The organism is Gilliamella sp. CG13 (assembly GCF_046635805.1).
Classification (GTDB): domain Bacteria; phylum Pseudomonadota; class Gammaproteobacteria; order Enterobacterales; family Orbaceae; genus Gilliamella; species Gilliamella apicola_I.
In genome coordinates this window covers 1-6,233 of sequence record NZ_JBIDFM010000015.1, presented here as the reverse complement: position 1 = coordinate 6,233, position 6,233 = coordinate 1, and the positions used below count along the sequence as shown (strand labels likewise).

General features: G+C 37.3%; 1 protein-coding gene. It reads right to left on the bottom strand.

What is annotated here, in order from left to right; genetic code table 11:
- The coding region (locus tag ACGH6R_RS11065) for an SdrD B-like domain-containing protein (protein WP_411599828.1) at positions 1–6,233 on the bottom strand (6,233 nt) is incomplete at both ends.

Here is a 6,233-nt window from a genome sequence, read left to right as displayed (position 1 = left end):
TTCACCAGATTATTATCTACATATAATCCTACCGTGTAATCCGTAAATAACGTATCAATTCCGATATCCTGTGCATTGATCACCGCGCCATCTTCCGCAATCACGTCTATCACGACCTGACCTTCAATGCTCGCCTGTCCTTTCAGACCGAAATCAACCGTGGTGATTTTGGTGGACGACGAGGCTGGGGAGGCGATATCGACAACAACACCATTACCGGTCATGGATGTAATCGCGCCGCCCACTTTCTGTGCCACATAACTGAAGTCATAACCTGAATTTGCCGGTACTTCTACACTTATCGTCCAGCGGTCTTCACCTATATTCGCAATTTCATATTCACCCTTACTGTCACTGTCGACCGTTAAGGTTAAGCCATGGCTGTTTGTCGCCACAACTTTCACCCCTGATAAGGTGGCGGTGTGATAAGTCTGATGCGTTCCTTGTCCTGAGTAGTCTTTATAAATAGTCCCTTTTAACACATTCTCACTTTTAAAGCCGAATGCTTGTTGCTCAGCAACGTTACCGGCTGAGAATTGGTCATCTTTCGGACTATTGACACTAAACGTCACCTGATTGCTCGCTGACATTGAGTTCGGACTGAACACCAGTCTGTAACCGGAACGCTCAATTGCGTTATCATCAATTTTAAGCACATAATCATGTCGGCTTAAACCTGACACTTCAAACAGACCGGTTCGATCATCAACCTTAATCTCCTGTTCCTCAAATCCTGATTTTGCCGATGTTAACACCAGTTTCGGCGTAATTGGCGTACTTAATGCGCCAAAGGCAATATCATTTGCGCTGTATTTTCCGTCGTTATCGGCATCGATCACCACATAACCTTTGATAACCGCACTGCCGTGATAACCTATTTCTATTCCGTTAACTAATGACTTATTATCAGCAACATGCACTTTTAGCGATAAGTTAGGTGACCCGGCTTTAACTGCACCTTGACCTATATCCGTATAGCTCAATTGATAACCATCCCAGTCAGCCACACTTTGCGAACTGTCTGCCGTGATAATCCAATCGCCTTCCGATACGTTGCCCGCCTCAAAGTTACCTTTACTGTCAGTGGTCACTTGTTTCGTAATTGTGCTACCCGTTTTAGTCAGAGTTAATGCTAAACCGGATAAATCCGCATCAATCGCTGAGTGGGTTCGGCTGTTGTCTATATCAATGCTGACATGACCTTTGATCATGGCAATATATTTATATGCTGAGCTATTAGTTAACTCATCTTTTGTTAACGGGTTAAACACAAAGTTATCGCTATTTCCGGTTATGACACTGTTCGCAATTAATTCCGTTCCTTCCGGTGTGCTAACCATAATTTGATAGTTACCGCCTTTCGGTAATTTTTCAAACTGATAGTGACCTGAATTGTCGGTATTAACCTTTTTAAGCTCGACATAATCCGTTGTACCCGGTGCCTGATAATTAAGGGTCACATTGATGCCATTAAGCCCTTCGTTATCCTGTCTGTCTTTGCTGTCATTTTCATCAATCCAGACGACACCATCGATTTTTTGTTTTCCTACCAACAGATAATTATTATCCAGTGAGCCTTGTTTTGGTAAACTCGCAACCGGAATAACAATATGTTTCGGATCTTTACCTGCTGAGCTTTGTTTAAACTCATGGTCGGCATTAGCGCCTAATTTCAGCACCACAGAATAGTTAGCACTATTACCAAACATCAAATTAGGGAATTGATACTCACCATCCACGGTTTGTTGGGTCATTAATAACTTACCAGTACCATCTAAACCGTCATGCAATTCAACGGTATACGAGATCGCACTATCAAGTAAATAGGTAAACGCCTTTGTAGGATCTAAATCGTTATTATTATCGGCATAATCGACGAAGATTTTCCCTTGAATACCGTTAGCACTTGCTTCTTTATAATAGAAACTATTACCAAAGACACCAGTATTGGTTATTTGAATATTGGATAAAGTACTGATTGGTTGAGTTGAACCTTCACTATTTTTAACTAATGAATAACCATCCGGCGAGGTTACAACATTAATACTGTACTTACCGGAAGGTAAGTTATAGAAATGATATTCACCTTTATCATTGGTATATTGACGAGCGATCTCTGTTCCGTTTGAATCAACTAGACCAATCAATACATGATCAATTGGTAATTCAGGTGATGTGCCGTCAATAATAGTTTTACCCGCAATACCACTATTGATTGCTTGATTACTGCTTATACCTGCCGCCGGTGAACTGTTTGAACTACCAGCTAATAGGAAGGATTGGTTTTGTACAGTTCGTCCAATATCTTTAAAGGTTATTGTGTCTAAAGTCGCACTAGCTTTTTGATTAGCATTTGAAATAACGCCATAATTGCTTGTAGGAACAACTTGAACTACGTAGTCCGTATTAAGATCAATTCCAGTGAAACTATAATAGCCTTTCTCATTAGTAGTACTTTCAAGATAGTTAATAAGAGAATTATTTAATTTTTTAAATAATTTAACCTTAACATTCGATACAGGAAGATCACCTGTTTTATCAAAACTAATATCCGTTCTACCATTGTTGTTAATATCAACCATTACATAACCTGCAATAGCTGCATCACCATTTTTCTTATAGATGAAATCTAAATTACCACCTGATACTTTTGGTGTTTGTGATGTAATTTTAATATTTGGTACAGTATCAAACTCTGATTTTAGTTCATAAACGCTTACATCCAAGCCTTCTTCTGTAACTTTAATGGTATAAGTATCATTAAATAAATTTTGGAAAGTGTATATACCAGATTTATCGGTTTTAGTTTTAACATAGAATTTTCCATCACGATATAATTCAACCGTTACTCCGGCAAGTGGCACATCACTTTTACTAGCATTGAAGTTACCATCCTCATCATAGTCAAAATAAAGTCGACCACTGATTTCGGTAGGTTGTTTCAGTTTTACTATCCAATACTGATCAGTTGCACCAGCAGATGGAATAGGGGCAACTTGTAAAAACTCTGGTTTTTTCAGCTCACTAGGAATAAGACTGCCTTGAGGTTCATTACCACTAGCAACTAATTCAAATTGTTGTGAATCTAGTCCACGTAATCTAAGAATTATATTAGTTAAATACAAATTACCACGAGGTGAATTAGTGTCATTATAAACAAATTCGCCCGTATATTTTACATTGTTATCGACAAAGTCAGATTGATTTAAAATAGCGCTAACATTTCCATTATTGTATCCATTATAGAAACGAGGCGTAAAAAAGCCTTCTACTCTAAGCGCATCTTTATTATATCTCATTAACTCTTGACTTGTTAATAAAACCGCATCTTCTATTTTTTTGGAACCTGTAATATCTAGGTAAAGATTTCCTGATATTCCTTTAGATGCTTTTGATGCTTGCATAATATATTGACTAGATTCAACATTATTAGCTAAAGTACCATCGGCCAAGACTTCTATGTCAAAAATACCTACAGCTGTAGCAGGATCTTTGTCGGCAATATCAATATAACTATAATTAGTATTATCTGGATCATGTATAATGCGATATTTACCTTTTGGTAAACGGTTAAGAATTAAATTCTGATAAAAATCTCCGCCAGTCATCCATTCTTGGTAAGTACTTCCATCCCAATAAAGAACTTTAAATCTACCATAACCTTGTTCTTTGGAACCATTACCTTCATACTCACCATTTCCATCTAAATCATTGATAGGAATAAAGGTAATTGCATTACTTTTACCTTGCATTAAAAAGTTATGGATAATAGGTAAATCTATTTTATCAAAACGAATCGTTTGCAACTGAGCAAGACCTTGTTTTGGATCTGTTACTGCCTCAGTATCTGAGCGAACAACTTTAATGATAAAATCTTTCCCACTCGTCAGTCCATCATTTCCAGTGAACTCATAACGCCCTGTTTTATCGGTTTTTTGTGAAGCTAATACACTCTTACCTGAGCGTGAAGTACAATCATTATTATCTTTACATAATAAAACTGTCGCATCAAACAATGGTCTATCAAAGGCATCAGCCGTCCCACCTACAGTAAGTATACCGTCTCCTCTGTAAGTATCTAAATAAACTGTACCTTTAGCAATATAATCTCGTTGTTTTAATTTAAACCAGAAATTAGTATCTTTAGTATAGTTTTGACCACCTTTTACTTTTACAATAATGCTAGAAGTTTCATTAACAATAGTATCGTTTTGATCATTACGTTCTAATTCAATAGCATTTTTATCCGCATTACTGCCAGCGCCGAAAGCAGATTGAACAACTACTCGATATTCACCATCAGGTAACTTGGTAAAGTTATACCAACCATCATTGTTTGTTCCCATAACAGCAATATCATCACGTTCCCAATTGCCAGTAGATACTTGTTTATGTTGTAAAACGACACGAGTGTATCTAATAGGCGTATCTAACTTAGGATCATAATTACCGGTGGTACCAACATGGCTATTATTTAAGTAAACATAGCCCGAAATACTGTTAGGCGTTTTACCTCTAAAATATACAATAGAAAAACCACCCAATCTTTCGGTAGCGCTTGCATTATTTGCAACCGATCTTACTCGATATTCTTGTGTAACACTTTGGATATCTAAATAATTTGAATCATATCCAATAATTTTGTAAGTATAAATTCCACCATGATCAGAATTAATCCTAGCTCGTTGAGCACGCGAGTAATCATCTGGACCTTTTAGATATTTAGCATATAAACGTGTCCCATCTAATTTGGTCGCAGGCGTGACACCATCTTCTTCAAAAAAAGCAACCTCTAGATAAGGTCCGGTACTTAATTCACTAATACCATTTTGTATACCACCCCAGTTTCCGTGGTTATTTGTAGACTGTAAGCTACTTTCTACAGCTAATAGACTTGGTGCAATGATTGAATACCAAAAGTTTTGGTTTGACTTAGTACCGCCATTTAAATTGGGAATAATAATCTCTTTCGGAGCAATTTTGTCTTGCTTACCATTGCTGAGTTTTACTTTACCTTTATGAGTACTTTTTGATTCAGATGAGGTACTGGTTGATTTACCATCTGTATCGCCAATAAAGAAATATTTGGTCGTATCAATACCAGATTCATCTAAAACGACTTTATAATCTTTATTCGCTCTTAGTCCTCCAAATTTATAAGCCCCCGCTTTATTAGTGGTTTGTTTAGCAATTAATATCCAACTATTACCATCATGTTGATAAAGATTGACTGGCGTGTTAAGAAAGGTACTACCATCCTTAGGTAGAGTATTTCCTGTTTTACCCCCATCTGGGCCGTCTTCAGGGAATTGTTCTGAACCTAATGCAAATACCGAACCTGATATACCTGCTAAAGTTGTATCGTTCGGATCAATATTTAACAAAAATGTCGGGCCACTTGTTTGACCGATTGCATCAGTTATTTTAACAGTTTGTTCGGTTTTATTCTGTGGAATATAAGGTGCTTTTACATTGGTTACTTTTATGTCATAACTTGCAACAGCTAGATCTCTAAAACGATAACGGCCATTATCAGTTGTAGTTATTGTTCCTGTACCTAGTACTTTGGTTGTCGTGCCGGGATAGTAAAGCTCGACATTCATATCAATCGCACCGGTATCAGAGCCTACTGTATAGATCCCATCACCATTTTGATCAATAGCGACAACTCCGTCAATACCCCATTCATTACGTGGTTTAACATTAAATTGCCCTTTTTGATTTTTACCCGCCATATTAAAGCTAATTTTATTAACGTAGGCGTTTTTACTGTCTGGTAATGTTGCATCCCATAAAGCATATTTGATTTTATTACTTGAGTCAGCAACAAAATCTGCTGTATCAACCGTCATGTCATACAGATGCCCTTTTAAGGTATTTTTAAGTTCAACTACACCATCATTATTGGTTGCAAAAACAATTTGCCTTGAAGAAGAGGTATGAATCAACCTAACAGGAATATTCTTTGCACCATTTCCTTTGTCGTCTTTTATCGCTAAGTTGATATCACCGCCTTGCCCTTTGATAAATAAGTTCTGAGCAGACGCACCAGTATCAACGATAAGTTGCACTGAACGATCAATGGTTTCACCTTCCGTTGTCTTTGCCACAACCTTATATGTCCCCAGTAACGGCGCATCTAATTTATAGCTACCATCCTGATTTGTGGTCGTGTCCGATAGTAACTTTTGATTACTGTCATATAATTCAACTTTTAAACCCGTTAACGGCAT